Source organism: Pseudomonas sp. LBUM1651, from assembly GCF_059716135.1.
On record NZ_CP166805.1, the window covers coordinates 3,493,271 to 3,508,292 of the forward strand.

Below are 15,022 nucleotides of genomic sequence, written 5' to 3' on the forward strand. Positions count from 1 at the left end.
GATGAAGACAATCCATGGATTCGCCGCGCTGTGCCTGCTGTCGGTGCCGGCGTGGGTCCAGGCGCAGCCGGAGTACACGGCCGAGGCCTGCTGCAAGCTGTGCCCGCAAGCGGCGCAGGCAGCACTTTACGAACAGCCGAAGCTGAAAAACTACGCGACCCTGGTGGAGGCCAAGGACCAGTGGCTCTTTCGCACCCGTAGCGATTTTCGCACTGACTTTGGCCTCGATGAGAGCGGTTACAAGGCCCTCAAGCGCCTGCGCGACGGGCTGGCCCAGCGCGATGTCGAGCTGGTGCTGGTTTTGCCACCCAGCCGCGGCTTGCTGCACGCCGACCGCCTGACGCCGCTGGAACTGGCCAGCTTCGATCAGGCCAAGGCCCGGCAGAACTACCTGCAAACGCTGAGCCGAGTGCGCGACCTGGGCATTCAGGTCGCTGACTTCAGCAACCTTTTGGGTGCGCCACAGCCCGCCGGGCAGCCCTTCTACTTCAAGGGCGACCACAACTGGACACCCTATGGCGCCGAACGAAGTGCCCAGTTGGTGGCCCAGACACTCAAGGGCAACGATGTGCTCAAGGTGTTGCCGCATCAGGTCTTCGCCAGCCAGCCGGCCGGTCTGCTCGGACGCTCTGGCACGTTGCAAAAAGTCGCCGCACAGATCTGCGGCAACGGCTATGCGGCGCAGTATGTCACCCGTTATCAAACCCGGGCCGAGGGCAACGCCAAAGGCCCCGCCAAGGTCGCATTGATCGGTACCAGCGCCAGCGGTGACGCGTTCAACTTTGCCGGCTTCCTCCAGCAGTACCTGGAGACACCGGTCAGCAACTTCAGTGTACCGGGCGGTGGCTACGATGATTCGTTGATCGCCTACCTGCTTGGCGACGACTTCCAGAAAGCCCCGCCGGCGGTGCTGGTATGGGAAACCGATAATCTCGACAGCCTCGGCAAAACCAGCTTCTACCGGCAGGCTATGGCGGCGCTGAGCGATGGCTGCGACAACCAGGCGCCGCTGCTCAAAAGCAGTTCGACCCTGCACAGCGGGCGCAATCAGGTGCTGTTCAACGGTGGTGGCGGCAATGTGTATCCGATCAAGGGCAATCGTTATCAGGTCGACCTCAAGTTCGCTGATCCCGGCGTGCACATGATGAACGCGACCCTGACCTACATGAACGGTCGCCAGGAAAACATCAGCTTGAGCCGTTCGCCAACGATCAATACCCAGGGCCGCTTCGCCTTCGAGCTGCGCGCTGACGGGGACTGGGACGAACAGACTTTTCTTTCCATGGACGTGCAGCCACCGCCAGGAACGAGCTCCATGGAGCTCTCGACCCGCTTGTGTGCCAAACCAGTCATCACGGCACCTTCCCTGCGCACCGCGCAGACGGAGGGGCAATGATGAGTCAGGCACACTGGGCCGCCTTTGGCGTGGCCTTCATTCTGGCGGTGTCGGGCGTGCAGGCGGCGGCCGCTCAACTTCGCCCGCCGCAGGGCTATTACGCGCCGGCCGTGGACAAGAAAGGCGACGCGCCGAGCTGTCCGGCGACGCCAAAACCCTATACCGGTGACCTGATGATCCCCAGTAAGTACGAGGGCTCGGGCAAGGCGCGTGACCAGTTCAACGCGCAATCCAACCAGCGCTACAAACAAATGTCGGCCGATATCAACGAATTGGAAAAGGGCGTCAACAAACAAGTCGCCGCCTATTTACGGCTCGGCCGCACAGGTCATGTGGATTGCACCCTGATCTGGCTGGGCGATTGGGCCAAGGCGCAGGCGCTGCTGAGCACGACCTACACCCATACCGGCAAGTCGATGCGCAAATGGGCGCTGGGCAGTATTTCTTCGGCCTGGCTGCGGCTCAAGTATTCGAGTTCGCAGCCGTTGAAGGGCCGTGAGGCGCAGACCCGCCCGATCGAGGCCTGGATCGGCCTGGTCGCCGATCAGGTGGTGCGGGATTGGCGCGACCAGCCGCTGGACCGGCTGAACAATCACCAGTATTGGGCGGCCTGGTCCGTGATGGCGGCCTCGGTGGTGGTTGATCGGCGCGACCTGTTCGACTGGTCGGTCGCGCAGTTTCGCATCGGCGCTTCCCAGGTCGATGCAGACGGCTATCTGCCCAACGAACTGAGACGCGAAACCCGTGCACTGGCTTACCACAACTACGCGATGGGGCCGCTGATGATGATCGCCGCCTTTGCCCAAGCCAACGGCGTCGACCTGCGCGAAGAAAACCACGGCGCCATGCGGCGTCTGGCGGCGCGGGTGGAAGAAGGCATCAAGGATCCCCGCTCGTTTGAACGCAAGACCGGCTACAATCAAGAACTCGAGGACCTCAACGAGGACGGCAAGTTTGCCTGGCTGGAACCTTACTGCGCGCTGTACGACTGCTCGGAGCAAACCAACCGCTGGCGCCAATCGTTCGAACCGATGAAAACCTACCGTCTGGGCGGCGACATCACCCAGCTCTTTGCTGACCAGAAAGAATAAAGGCATCAGCCGGCACGCTCCGGAGACCCGGTGGAGCCATTCTGAATTGAGCTTGTGTTTCAAATAATGGAAGGCAGTCCTTCGCTGTGCGAAGCGCCTTCATGTCGAGTGATGAAGGTGCGGGAGGTAAGAGAAATGATTCCAGTCATTCTGTCCGGCGGCAGTGGTTCGCGGTTGTGGCCACTGTCGCGCAAGCTGTATCCCAAACAATTCCTGAGTCTGGCCGGCGAAGGATCGCTGTTTCAGCAAACCCTGCAGCGCCTGGCGTTCGATGGCATCGGCAAGCCGATCGTGGTCTGTAATCAGGAGCATCGCTTTATCGTCAATGAACAACTCGCCGCCATCGGCTGCACGCCGCAGACGATCCTGCTCGAACCCTTCGGTCGCAACACTGCACCGGCAGTAGCACTGGCGGCCCTCAAACTGATCGCCGAAGGCCGTGATGAGCTCATGCTGGTACTACCTGCCGACCATGTGATCGGCGACGTTCCCGCCTTGCGCGCCACACTGGCACACGCGCAGGAAGAGGCGCTCAAAGGCAATCTGGTGCTGTTCGGCATTCCGGCGACGCGTCCGGAAACCGGCTTCGGCTACATCAAGGCTGACTGCAGTGATGCCGGCGCCAGTGCTTTCAAGGTCGAAAAATTTATCGAGAAACCCGACTCGCAAACTGCCGCCGAATTTGTCCGCTCCGGCGAATACTTCTGGAACAGCGGCATGTTCCTTTTCCGTGCCAGCCGCTACCTCGACGAGCTGCGCACTCACGAACCGGACATTTACGAGAACTGCGTGCTCGCCCTGGAGCGTAGCCCCAGCAACGAAGGCGTGACCAGCATCGATCGGGCCACCTTCGAATGCTGCCCGGACAACTCCATCGACTATGCGGTGATGGAGCGCACCAACCGTGCCTGGGTTGTCCCGCTCAGCGCTGGCTGGAGTGATGTCGGTTGCTGGTCTTCGCTATGGGATGTGCACGACAAGGACGCCGATGGAAATGTGCTCAAGGGCGATGTCGTCAGCTACAACAGCCGCAGTTGCTACGTGCATGGCAATAGCAAGCTGGTGACCCTGCTCGGGGTGGAAAATCTGGTCGTGATAGAAACCGAGGACGCACTGATGGTCGCGCACCGCGACACCGTGCAAGACGTGAAAAAACTGGTGAATGCGCTCGACGCCCAACACCGCTCGGAAACCCAGAACAACTGCGCGGTGTATCGTCCCTGGGGCAGTTACCATTCGGTGGACAACGGCATCCGCCACCAGGTCAAACACATCACCGTGAAACCCGGCGCTCAACTGTCCCTGCAAATGCATCACCACCGCGCCGAACACTGGATCGTGGTCTCAGGCACCGCCCAGGTAACGTGCAACGAAAAGGTCTTCCTGCTCACTGAAAACCAGTCCACCTACCTCCCGATCGCATCGGTACATCGCCTGGCCAACCCCGGAAAAATTCCGTTGGAAGTTATCGAAGTGCAGACCGGCAGCTACCTGGGCGAGGACGATATCAAGCGTCTGGAAGATGTCTACGGCAGGAACCAAGAGGTCAAGAGTTGAGCCCATTTAGTAACCATACCGAATATGATGAAGAGGTTATCAACCCAATAGTAACTTGTCGAATGCATTTTGAGTGGTTACGCTAAACCTTATCAATCCAGGCTTAGTGGACATCCTCATGAACAGCACTCCCCGTGGACCGGCCCTCTTCGTCGCCGACGCCGCCGCTCTCGATTTCCTGAACTCGATAGCAACGCCCGTCGATGAACCCGTCGACTGGATCGACGACGGCAACGGCTGGCTGGATTGGCTGAAACAATCGGGCTGGGTGGAAGACGAGATACTGCAACGGCTTCAGGCACAAGCGATGCCGGGCGAGCTGGAAACGGTTGCAGCGCAGGCACGCTCATTGCGCGAATGGTTTCGTGGCTTTGTCCTGAAATACAAAGGCAAACCGCTGGAAGCCTCGGCCCTGACAGAGTTCGAGGCCTTGAATCGCTTGCTCGAACGGGACGAGAAGTACACGCAGATCACGCTGCTGGACGGCGAAACACCGAAGCTCGCCTGGGAACTGAAACGCCGCTGGCGCAGCCCGGATTCCCTGCTGCTGCCGCTGGGCGAAGTGCTCGCGCAGTTCGTCAGCGATGAAGATTTCACCAACGTGAAATGCTGTGAAGGACCGAGCTGCACCCTGATGTTCGTCGACCACACCCGTGGCAGAAAACGCCGCTGGTGCAGCATGGCGGTCTGCGGAAACAGGGCCAAAGCGGCGGCCCATCGCGAACGGCAAAAGAAAGTCATCGATGCTTGAGGCCGGGAATTAGTAACCTATTAAAATTGTTTTGACAGGTTACTTTTATCGTGCCAGATTCAGTCTCGCAAACCGGCTTGAACTCATCCAAGCGGTTACGAGGACAATGGTCATGACGACTACTACTGCACCCATCAGCTACAAATTCGCCGACGTCGACGGCGTCCGCGTCTTCTACCGGGAAGCAGGAGAACCGGCCAAGCCGACCCTCCTTCTGCTCCATGGCTTTCCCAGTTCATCCCACCAGTTCCGCCAACTCATCCCGTTACTGTCGGCGCACTTCCACATCATCGCCCCGGACCTGCCCGGTTTTGGATTCACCGAGGTGCCTGCCGAGCGCGAATACGTCTACACCTTCGACGCACTGGCAGAAACGCTGGGCCATTTCGTTGAGGCCCTCGGACTGAAACGCTACGCGATGTACGTCTTCGATTACGGCGCACCGACCGGCCTGAGACTGGCGGTCAAACACCCCGAAAGAATGACCGCGCTGATCTCGCAAAACGGTAACGCGTACCTCGAAGGACTGGGCGATGCCTGGGCGCCGATCAGAGCCTACTGGGCAGAACCGTCGGCCGAGAATCGCCAGGTCATCGCTGACGCGGTCCTGCACCTGGAAGGCACGCGCTGGCAGTACGAACACGGCGTCAGCACGCCGGAACTCATCGCGCCCGAGTCCTACACTCTCGACGCACTGCTGATGGAGCGGCCGGGCAACAAGGACATCCAGCTCGACCTGTTCCTGGACTACGCGAACAACCTCAAACGCTACCCGGACTTTCAGCGGTTCTTCCGCGAGACCCAGCTTCCGACATTGGCGATCTGGGGCCAGAACGACCCGTTCTTCATCCCGCCGGGCGCAGAGGCGTTCAAGCGCGACAATCCGAATGCGGTTGTCGAATTGCTCGACACCGGGCACTTCGCCCTCGAGACACACGTGGACTACATCGCGCAGCGCATCATCGAAGTGATTGGTCACGCGGTATAGAGGAATCACAGGCGGACGCGAAAGTGCGTCCGCCTGCGAGTCGCCCACAAAACCTCAAAATTTAATGAACCCCACCGCCCCCTGCCCACCTAACTGAAAGACCATCAGGAGGGCAACCTATGCAAACCGAAACCATCTGGATCGTACTCGCCGCCGTTCTTGTGCTGGTCGAGCTATGGGCAATCAACAAAGTGCGCAAAGCCGAAGGCAAATCCAGCAACAAACTCGTATGGATGGTGGTAATCGTGTTTGTGCCGCTGTTCGGGCTGATCGCGTGGGCATTGGCCGGGCCGAAACACACCGACCCCAATCCGCATTCGCCGCAGGCTAGACAATAATGTCAGGGGATCCACGATAGCGATTTGAAAAACACCCCAGTTTGAAACGACAAAGCCCCAATGATTGGGGCTTTGTCATTTCTGACCATCCGACTTTCAAACCAGACGTCCGAAAATCTCGTAGGAATTCACCCTTTGTGGCGAGGGGATTTATCCCCGTTGGGCTGCGAAGCGGCCCTAAAACCTGCACCCCATTTCCCAAGGCACTCCACAGGCCCCGAATCACCGTGACAAGCCCGAAAACAGTGGCATTCAGCCTTGTCACAACAAACGCGAAAGCGTCCTACAGCCCGGTTGTGAGCACCAAAATCGGCACATATAGTTCGGTCAGTCGCAGATACAAGTCAGCGACGGGGGTTTCGCAGCCCTTAAGATACGTGTAGAACGCAGCACCATAAATGGAATGACGGTCGCAACAGTGCCCGAAACCCGTTTTATGGTGGCTGTGTGTGGGAGACCTTCGGGTCTGCCGGGCTCCTCGTATCCTTGGTCTGCGAACCCGCACACAGCTACCACCCAATTCGTTTCGCAGCGAATGGCGGCAGCTCTTCTTTCAAATACGAGGAAGATTTATTTATGCCAATGAATAACCCGTCTCAACGCTTCACCCCGATGTCCCAATTCGCCACCGACTACCCCGTCCTCCTCATCGACAGCGACGCCCCCATCCGCGAACTGCACAACTGCGTAAGCGAACGCCTCAACGCCGTCCTCAAATATCTCAACCTCATGGCCTGCACCAGCCTGCCGGACTACGCCGAAAACGACATCAACACCGTCACCAACATCGCCTTGATCCTGCTCCGGGATGTAGGTGATGTGTTTCGGGTGATTGAGCAGCGTGGTTTTGAGGCACCCAAAGGGTACTGATCAGCTCTTGAACCGCAGCAACACTCGTTGTTGCGGTTTTTTTGTCGCTTGAACACACGCTGTAATGGTCGTTTTCTTTTCAGTGAGCAGGTTTCAGGGGATCGTTACAGAGAGCTATCGGCAAAAGCCCCCGCATTTCATGTTGGAAACATCTGTCCTTCACACAGTGATCAAGGCTTACACTACCGAGGAAATTGATATGGAACTGATGACGTTCGAAAGCCCGGTTAATGCGGTATTATCCGGACAAGAAGCAGCAGAGCGCTCGCTCAAGCGGAGAGTCCCGATGACTGCAAGAACCAAAAAGCTTTCGGACAAGGAGATGGACGCTCTCGAGCGCCAGATACCTGATCTCGCTCAAATAGCCACCAAGGCTGCTTATGCTCGCGCACTGTTGGTGAGTGATAGCGTACTTCGTGTCGATTCCGGCGATTTGGTACGGATCTCACTTGATGGCAGCAAGACTGTTGTAGCCAAAGCCAAGCCGCGTCGCAAAGTTAAAGTAGGTGAGGTGATCACCGTGCGCCGTATCGAAGATCAAACGGCTGGTGGTCGTGCCTAGGTTTCGGGTATTTGCGGGACCGAACGGATCAGGCAAAGCACCATCAAGGGAGAAATCGATCCCGCCCTTATCAAGATGTACGTGAATGCCGATGATCTCGAGAAGGAAGCGAAAGCAACCGGATTCATCGATTTGGCTACATTTGAAGTCGCCACGACATTATCCGAGTTGCTCACGTTCCATGCCGAACACTATCTGATAAGAAACAAAGAGCTCAGCGGTTGCGCCAAACAAATTGGTTTGCTGGGCACTAAAGTTGACTACCGAAACGTACACGTCAATTCCTATCTGGCTTCCGTGATATCGGACTTCATACGCCAGCGCCTGCTGGAAAAAGGTGTGAGTTTTACCTTCGAAACGGTGATGTCACATCGCAGCAAGGTCGACTTCATGAAAGAAGCCCAAGCTCACGGTTATCGGATATATCTTTACTTCGTTTCGACTGAAAACCCGGAAATCAACATAGACCGCGTACAAATCAGAGTCCGCGAAGGTGGTCATCCCGTGGCATCTGACAAGGTGCGCGAACGCTATTACAAATCGCTGGGCCTACTGCCAGAAGCCATTGCTGTCAGCAATCGGGCTTACATCTTCGATAACTCCGGCGACAGTACGGTTCTTCTAGCGGAGATTACTGATGGGGACAGCCTTGAATACCGGACTGAAGACATCCCTGACTGGTTCTTCGAGTCTTATGTCGATAAAGTCGAAAATACATAAGAGTCAATGAATCATTCAATCAGTAAAAAATCAAAAAGATGACAATCAAAAAGGTGACAGACCAGTTTGTTAAATAGATCTGTCACCTTTTTTCGTCACCTTTTTTCCTTAATTTCCCCATCAACCATTCAATCAGCGTTTATAGCTCTCACATTCATTGCGGACATCCGCATTGTCGATACTCGCGCAACTGCCACTGCCTGTTTTGGCTTCGCAAAGCAGGCGCTGGTCATGGTTGTCGATGCTGTTACACCCGCCATGGCCCGTCTCTGCATTGCAGGTACGGCGAAGGTCGGCGTTGTCGATGGTCTCGCAATTGCCACCGCCTTTCTTGGCTTCGCAGTATCGGCGCTGGTCAGCGTTGTCGATGGTGTTACACGTGCCACCGTTGGTTTCTGCTTCGCAGGCGCGGCGAAGATCGGCGTTGTCGATAGTGGCGCAGCTACCGCCGTTAGTCCTTGCTTCGCAGAGTCGGCGCTGATCGCTGTCATTGATGGTGGAACAACCGGCGTAGGCGTAACCGCTAAGCATCAACAACACCGCAATAATGGCTCTCATCTCACTCTTCCATGATTTGCCAGGAAACAGCCTGACGCTGATTGCTCCGGGGGATTATTGGGTGCCGGGCGTCAGTCCAGCAGTGCTACCTTCTTCAGCAGTTCGTAAAGTCCATCAGGAACCAACGGCGCTTCGTCAGTAAAACTTGCGCACGAGAGCCACTTTGCGATGAAGGCTGCACCATCGCTTTCTTGGGCGTTCAGTTGAGGAGACTCATAGACGCTCGCATCCACGAACTTCGCATCGTAGACCTGCACGATTTCGTGCCCTGGTATGCCGTTATACGTAAAGATGCTTTCTAGAGTGCCAAGCAAGCGAACATCGGTGATGGGCAAACCGAGTTCCTCCTGCACCTCTCGCACAACGGCTTGGGCACTGGTTTCGCCGAATTCGATTCCGCCACCGATCGGACGGAAGAATGGCTTTTCAGTGATGGGGTCGCGAGCTTCGTTCACCAGTATCTTGCCATCGTGATGGAAGATGCAGAGTGCCAGGGGGCGGATGCGGTGTGCAGTCATGAGGTGAAGTCCATTTACTTTGATAAATCCCTGTAGCCGCTGCCTCAATTCGGCATTGGTGTTGGCTGCGGACGCAGCCTTTGGCACCGGCTACAGGCTGGCGTCCGTTTTTGAGATCAAAAGTTGGCCGGAGTGTTCGCGCTGATGATTTCCGCTTCGTCCTGGCCAATATTGCGAAACTTGTGCGGCAACGTCGTCGGAAAGTAATACCCATCCCCGGCATTCAACACACTAATCTGCCCATCAACCGTCAACTCAACCGTCCCCCGCGTAACCAGCCCACACTCCTCCCCTTCCGAATGCACAATCGGCTCTTCCCCCGAGCTCGCCCCAGGTGCGTATTGCTCGCGCAACAAGCGCATCTGCCGACTCGGTACCGAAGCGCCAATCAACAACAACCGCAACCCATGACGCCCAAGATCCGGCTGTTCATTGGCGCGGAACACGTATTGATGCTCACGCGGCGGCTGATCGAAGGTAAAGAAATCCGCCAAAGACATCGGTATGCCTTCGAGCAGTTTTTTCAGGGAGCTGACGGAAGGACTGACGCGATTCTGTTCGATCAGGGAGATGGTGGCATTGGTGACGCCGCTACGCCGGGCCAGCTCGCGCTGGGAGAGTTTGTAGCTTTCGCGTACTAGTTTGAGTCGTGAGCCCGTGTCCATGACAGCCTTATGCGAGGAAAACTTAAGGGTTATGGGGGTGGATGGCGGGCGACTTTTGGCCGCGAAAGTACCGCTTCCCTGTCCCGGAATTGTGAAAGGCGGGTATTAAATCACGTTTGTGGGGGTTGCTGTAGGAGCAAGCTTGCTCGCGATTGCGGTACATCAGCCGACGCAATTATCGCTCGGACAAACGCCATCGCCAGCAAGCCGGCTCCTACACAGTTGTGATGTGTCAGGTGGGATGGGCGGTGGCTGATATGGCCTCTTCGCGAGCAGGCTCGCTCCCACAGCTTGGTCCCGGCTGGTTACAGAATTTGTGTACACCATAAATCTACTGTAGGAGCAGAGCTTGCTCGCGAAGGCGGTGTGTCAGGCGGCATCGATGTTGGCTGTGCCGCCGTCTTCGCGAGCAAGCTCTGCTCCTACAGGGATTTGCGTTGGAGTTAGATGCCGAAACGATCGCGCAGTGCGTAGTACGCGGCGCCCATGGCGGTGAGTGGGGCCTGGAAGGTGCGGCCGCCGAGCATGGGCATGTGCGGCAAGGATGCGAAAGCATCGAAGCGTTCGGCGTCGCCGCGGATCATTTCCGAGATAAGTTTGCCGGCCAGGTGCGAGCAGGTGACGCCGTGGCCGCTGTAGCCTTGCATGTAGTAGGCGTTTTTCTCGATGCGGCCGAATTGCGGCATGCGCGACATGGTCAGCAGGAAGTTGCCGGTCCAGCGGTAGCCGATCTTCACGTCCTTCAGTTGCGGGAAGGTCTTGAGGATTTTGGGTTTGATCAACTGTTCGATGTCGTCCGGTTCACGGGCGCCGTAGACCACGCCGCCGCCGTACAGCAGACGGTTGTCGGCGGTGAGGCGGTAGTAGTCGAGCAGGTAGTTGCAGTCTTCGACGCAGTAGTTGTTTTTAATCAGGCTGCGCGCAACCTTTTCAGACAACGGCTCGGTGACGACGATTTGCGAGCCACACGGCATGCTTTTGCTGGTCACCCGATTGTCGAGGCCCTGCGGTAAGTAGGCGTTACCGGCGATCAGCAGGTACTTGGCCTTCACCACGCCTTTGGCAGTGCGCACGGTGATCGGTTCGCCGTAGGTGATTTCCACGGCGGCCGATTGTTCGTAGATTTTGCCGCCCAGTCCGATGATGGCCGAGGCTTCGCCGAGGGCCAGGTTCAGCGGGTGGATGTGGCCGCCCTGCATGTCGAGCAGGCCGCCGACGTAGTTGTCGCAACCGACTTCGCGCTTGATGTCCGCCGCGTCGAGCAGGGTCAGGTTTTTGTTGCCGTAGCGTTCCCAGCTGCTTTTCTGCTCGGCCAGGCCTTTGAGTTGCTTTTTGTTCAGCGCGGCGAAGATGCCACCCGGACGGTAGTCGCACTGGATGTCGTAGTGTTGTATGCGCTGACGGATGATGTCGGCGCCTTCGAAAATCATGCTGCCGAGGACTTCGGCGGTCTTGTCGCCGTAGCGTTCTTCGATGACATCGACGTCGCGGCTGTAGGAGTTGACCAGTTGGCCGCCGTTGCGACCGCTGGCACCGAAACCGACTTTGGCGGCTTCGAGCACGGTCACGCTGTAGCCGGCTTCGGCGAGGAACAGCGCCGAGGACAAACCGGTGTAGCCAGCGCCGATCACGCAGACGTCGCAGTCCACCGCCTGTTCAAGCACCGGGAAATCGCCGATGCGGTTGGTGGTGGCGGCGTAGTAGCTGTTTACATGTGCTTGTTTCATAGGTTTCTCCGATGGCCGCTGGCCTGTGCCCACGGCCGCCGTTGTAGAAGTGTTAGAGCTTGATCCAGGTCGCTTTGAGTTCGGTGTATTTGTCGAACGCGTGCAGCGATTTGTCCCGACCGTTACCCGACTGCTTGTACCCGCCAAACGGCGCGGTCATGTCGCCACCGTCGTACTGGTTGACCCAGACGCTGCCGGCACGCAAGCCGCGGGCGAAGGTGTGGGCCTTGCTCAGGTTGCTGGTCCAGACGCCGGCGGCCAGGCCGAAGATGCTGTCGTTGGCGATGGCCAAGGCTTCTTCAGCGGTGTCGAAGGTGATCAACGACAGCACCGGGCCGAAGATTTCTTCACGGGCGATGGTCATGGCGTTGGTCACGCCGTCGAAAATCGCCGGTTCCACGTACAGGCCACCGGTGGCTTCGAGGGTGCGGCTGCCGCCCGCGATCAGTTGCGCGCCCTGATCTTTGCCGACCTGGATGTAGCGCAGCACGTTGTCCAGTTGACGCTGATCGACGACCGCGCCGACGGTGGTTTCCGGGTCCAGAGCGTGCCCCGGTTTCCAGGCTTGCAGCGCTTCCACCAACAGCGGAATGAACTGCTCGCGAATCGAACGCTCCACCAGCAATCGCGAACCGGCGGTGCAGACTTCGCCCTGGTTGAAGGCAATCCCGCTGGCCGCTGCTTGTGCTGCCGCGTGCAGATCCGGCGCGTCGGCGAACACCACGTTCGGGCTCTTCCCCCCTGCTTCGAGCCAGACGCGTTTCATGTTGCTTTGCCCGGCGTAGATCAGCAGTTGCTTGGCAATCGCGGTCGAGCCGGTGAAGGCCAGCACGTCAACGTCCATGTGCAACGCCAGCGCCTTGCCGACGGTGTGGCCGTAGCCCGGCAGGACGTTGAACACGCCTTTCGGGATGCCGGCGTCCAGTGCCAACTGGGCGATGCGGATCGCGGTCAGTGGCGACTTTTCCGAAGGCTTGAGGATGAACGAGTTGCCCGCCGCGAGAGCCGGGGCGAACTTCCAGCTGGCCATGATCAACGGGAAATTCCACGGCACGATGGCGGCGACGACACCGGCAGGTTCGCGGGTGATGAGGCCGAGTTGGTCGTGGGGTGTGGCGGCGACTTCGTCGTAGATCTTGTCGATGGCTTCGGCGGTCCAGCGGATCGCGTTGGCGGTCGCCGGGATGTCGATGTTCATCGAATCGTTGATCGGTTTGCCCATGTCGAGGGTTTCGAGCAGGGCGAGTTCTTCCTGGTTGGCCAGGATCAAATCCGCGAAGCGAATCAAAATGCGCTTGCGCTCTACGGGCGCCAAACGCGCCCAGATGCCGGAGTCGAAGGTGCGACGTGCGACGGCCACGGCTTCGTTCGCGTCGGCTTCGTCGGTGCTGGCGACGTTGGCCAGGAAGCGACCGTCGACCGGGCTGATGCATTCGAAGGTGTCACCGCTGAGGGCGGCGCGGTATTGGCCATCGATGAAGGCGCGGCTTTCGATGGTTAGGGACTGGAAGCGTTGCTCCCAATCGCTGCGAGTGTTTGTCATTGTTGTGACTCGACGCAGAGGAATAAGTAGTCGTTGGAGAACCTGTAGGAGCCGAGCTTGCTCGCGATAGCGGTGTATCAGGCGACATCCATGTTGAATGTGCCGCCGTCTTCGCGAGCAAGCTCAGCTCCTACAGAGAGATGCGGCGAAGGGGCCATCACATTCAACATCGAGGGCGATTGCCCCACCGCTCAGGTCCATCAAACGGTGTGCAAATACCAGTTGTACTCAAGATCCGAAATGGAGTTCTCGAACTCGGCCAGCTCGCTTTCCTTGCACGCCACGAACACGTCGATGTACAGCGGGTCGATGTATTTGGCCATGACTTCGCTGTCGTCCAGTTCGCGCAGGGCATCGCGCAGGTTGTTCGGCAGGCTTTGCTCGTTCTGCTCGTAGCTGTTGCCTTCCACCGGAGCACCCGGTTCGATCTGGTTGGTCAAGCCGTGGTGAATACCGGCCAGCACCGAGGCCATCAGCAAGTACGGGTTGGCATCCGCACCGGCAACGCGGTGTTCGATGCGCACGGAGTCCGGCGAACCGGTCGGCACACGTACCGCGACGGTACGGTTGTCGATGCCCCAGCTCGGCGAGTTCGGCACGTAGAACTGCGCGCCGAAACGACGGTACGAGTTGACGTTCGGGCAGAGGAACGCCATCTGTGCCGGCAGGGTCTCGAGCACACCGCCGATCGCGTGTCGCAGCGCGGCGTTCTGCTCGGGATCCTCGCTGGCAAAGATGTTGTTGCCCTGCTTGTCGAGAATCGAAATGTGCACGTGCAAACCGTTGCCCGCCTGGCCCGGATACGGTTTGGCCATAAACGTGGTGTCCATCTCGTGGTCGTAGGCGATGTTCTTCACCAGACGCTTGAGCAACACCGCGTAGTCGCAGGCCTTGATCGGGTCATTGACGTGATGCAGGTTCACTTCGAATTGCGCCGGGGCGCTTTCCTTGACGATGGCGTCGGCAGGAATGCCCTGCTCTTTCGCGCCTTCGAGGATGTCTTGCAGACAATCGACGTACTCGTCGAGGTCGTCGATCAAATACACCTGGGTCGACACCGGACGCTTGCCCGATACCGGCGAACGCGGCGACTGCGGACGACCGTTCACGTTGTCCTGATCGATCAGGTAGAACTCCAGCTCGAACGCCGCGCAGATAGTCAGGCCAAGTTCGTCGAATTTGCGCACCACGTTGGCCAGCACTTCGCGCGGATCGGCGAAGAAAGGCTCGCCTTCCAGTTCGTGCATGGTCATCAGTAACTGAGCGGTCGGGCGCTTCTGCCACGGCTCGATGCTCAGGGTGCCAGGGATGGGAAAGCAGATCCGGTCAGAGTCGCCGATGTCCAGACCCAGGCCGGTGCTTTCCACCGTGGAGCCGTTGATGTCCAGGGCAAACAGAGACGCCGGGAGGTTGATGCCTTTTTCGTAGACCTTATGAAGACTGGTGCGCTCGATGCGCTTGCCGCGCACCACACCGTTCATATCCGCAATCAGAAGGTCGACGTACAAAACCTCAGGATATTTCTTAAGGAATGCGTTTGCTTCGTTGAGTTGAACGGCACGCAGAGGGACCGACATGATGCACCTATTAGCTGTTAATTATTATGTTCACTGCTGTTTCGCCGAGCCAGTCAACCCGAACGGCAAAGTGAAGTCAATAGCGAACACCCAGCCTCTCATCCTTTATTTTCGGGCCTTTTATGGGCACAAGAGTGCCCGATAAGCCTTGAGCGCCGCGC

At 58.1% G+C, this 15,022-nt stretch carries 15 protein-coding genes; 9 read left to right on the forward strand and 6 right to left on the reverse strand.

The features are described from left to right. The first annotated feature begins 1 nt into the window (after nt 1). The 9 genes from ACA066_RS16165 (at nt 2) to ACA066_RS16205 (ending at nt 8,273) form a co-directional block, all read left to right on the forward strand. A complete protein-coding gene (locus ACA066_RS16165; protein WP_497695711.1) occupies nt 2-1,396 on the forward strand; it encodes an alginate O-acetyltransferase AlgX-related protein in 1,395 nt (464 codons plus the stop codon). Then, nucleotides 1,396-2,487, forward strand: coding sequence for a mannuronate-specific alginate lyase (locus ACA066_RS16170; protein ID WP_497699892.1), 1,092 nt, complete (start codon nt 1,396-1,398; stop codon nt 2,485-2,487). The genes ACA066_RS16165 and ACA066_RS16170 overlap by 1 nt, the downstream gene beginning before the upstream one ends. A 135-nt stretch (nt 2,488-2,622) precedes the next feature. Beyond that, on the forward strand, nt 2,623-4,044 hold the full coding sequence (locus tag ACA066_RS16175) for a mannose-1-phosphate guanylyltransferase/mannose-6-phosphate isomerase (protein WP_497695712.1): 1,422 nt from the start codon (nt 2,623-2,625) through the stop codon (nt 4,042-4,044). Nucleotides 4,045-4,162: 118 nt separating this feature from the next. Continuing rightward, on the forward strand, nt 4,163-4,795 hold the full coding sequence (locus ACA066_RS16180) for a CGNR zinc finger domain-containing protein (protein WP_497695713.1): 633 nt from the start codon (nt 4,163-4,165) through the stop codon (nt 4,793-4,795). 112 nt (nt 4,796-4,907) lie between these two features. Beyond that, nucleotides 4,908-5,783: an alpha/beta fold hydrolase gene (locus tag ACA066_RS16185; protein WP_497695714.1), complete on the forward strand. Its 876-nt coding sequence runs from the start codon at nt 4,908-4,910 to the stop codon at nt 5,781-5,783. A 119-nt stretch (nt 5,784-5,902) separates the two neighbouring features. Beyond that, the gene (locus tag ACA066_RS16190; RefSeq protein WP_214384194.1) at nt 5,903-6,121 is read left to right on the forward strand and encodes a PLD nuclease N-terminal domain-containing protein; all 219 of its coding nucleotides are present in this window, start codon (nt 5,903-5,905) and stop codon (nt 6,119-6,121) included. Between the two features lie 576 nt (nt 6,122-6,697). Further along, the gene (locus ACA066_RS16195; protein ID WP_497695715.1) at nt 6,698-6,991 is read left to right on the forward strand and encodes a fructose-bisphosphate aldolase; all 294 of its coding nucleotides are present in this window, start codon (nt 6,698-6,700) and stop codon (nt 6,989-6,991) included. Between the two features lie 199 nt (nt 6,992-7,190). Then, nucleotides 7,191-7,553: a hypothetical protein gene (locus ACA066_RS16200; protein ID WP_497695716.1), complete on the forward strand. Its 363-nt coding sequence runs from the start codon at nt 7,191-7,193 to the stop codon at nt 7,551-7,553. Between the two features lie 81 nt (nt 7,554-7,634). Next, a complete protein-coding gene (locus ACA066_RS16205; protein WP_497695717.1) occupies nt 7,635-8,273 on the forward strand; it encodes an ATPase in 639 nt (212 codons plus the stop codon). Between the two features lie 132 nt (nt 8,274-8,405). On the opposite strand, the gene ACA066_RS16210 is transcribed toward ACA066_RS16205, so the two are convergent. The 6 genes from ACA066_RS16210 to ACA066_RS16235 form a co-directional block, all read right to left on the reverse strand. Continuing rightward, nucleotides 8,406-8,831, reverse strand: coding sequence for a hypothetical protein (locus tag ACA066_RS16210; RefSeq protein ID WP_497695718.1), 426 nt, complete (start codon nt 8,829-8,831; stop codon nt 8,406-8,408). 71 nt (nt 8,832-8,902) lie between these two features. Then, complete coding sequence (locus tag ACA066_RS16215; protein WP_497695719.1) at nt 8,903-9,349, reverse strand: NUDIX hydrolase; 447 nt, start codon at nt 9,347-9,349, stop codon at nt 8,903-8,905. Nucleotides 9,350-9,465: 116 nt separating this feature from the next. Next, the gene (locus ACA066_RS16220; protein WP_007946335.1) at nt 9,466-10,014 is read right to left on the reverse strand and encodes a cupin domain-containing protein; all 549 of its coding nucleotides are present in this window, start codon (nt 10,012-10,014) and stop codon (nt 9,466-9,468) included. 443 nt (nt 10,015-10,457) lie between these two features. Then, the gene (locus ACA066_RS16225) at nt 10,458-11,741 is read right to left on the reverse strand and encodes an NAD(P)/FAD-dependent oxidoreductase (protein WP_497695720.1); all 1,284 of its coding nucleotides are present in this window, start codon (nt 11,739-11,741) and stop codon (nt 10,458-10,460) included. 52 nt (nt 11,742-11,793) lie between these two features. Further along, a complete protein-coding gene (locus tag ACA066_RS16230) occupies nt 11,794-13,284 on the reverse strand; it encodes an aldehyde dehydrogenase (RefSeq protein WP_497695721.1) in 1,491 nt (496 codons plus the stop codon). A gap of 200 nt (nt 13,285-13,484) precedes the next feature. Beyond that, the gene (locus ACA066_RS16235; RefSeq protein WP_497695722.1) at nt 13,485-14,861 is read right to left on the reverse strand and encodes a glutamine synthetase family protein; all 1,377 of its coding nucleotides are present in this window, start codon (nt 14,859-14,861) and stop codon (nt 13,485-13,487) included. Nucleotides 14,862-15,022 lie beyond the last annotated feature (161 nt).